At 47.5% G+C, this 427-nt stretch carries 1 protein-coding gene; it reads right to left on the bottom strand.

Translation table 11 applies throughout. From position 1 onward, the window contains the following. On the bottom strand, positions 1–427 hold a 427-nt coding region (locus tag A3766_RS30760; protein ID WP_197479452.1), incomplete at both ends, for a hypothetical protein.

Here is a 427-nt window from a genome sequence, read left to right as displayed (position 1 = left end):
CGCTGAAACGCATCCGTTGCCAGAAGGTGTGCAAAGCTATAGTCATTAGGCTGAACATTTAGCATGCCATAGGCATCATTCACTAACTTCGCATCACCTAAGGGGCGTGAAAGGTTCAAGGCGGCAATCAAACGCGACTCATCGACCTCTTGTGCTTGTCTGCCAAAACGCTCTTGTAAAGATTCATAATGCTCAACAGCCACTCGGTAGCTTTGGAGTGCAAGCTTTGTTTCACCCATTTGCTCGTACAGATAGGACAAAGCATAAGGCACTTGCTGTAACCAGGGCGTAAATTGTGGGCGCTCTTTCAACAACGTTAAAGCTTCGAGCGCCAAGCCGTGCTGACCAAGGTTAGTCGCAGCAACTGAATAAGCGAAAAGTGCCTGGTCAGATAACAGACTATCTTTTCTGATTTCGCGTAAGACAC

It is taken from the genome of Oleiphilus sp. HI0132 (assembly GCF_001635845.1).
The sequence above is the reverse complement of the archived record's forward strand: the minus strand, read 5'-3'. Positions and strand labels throughout refer to the sequence as shown.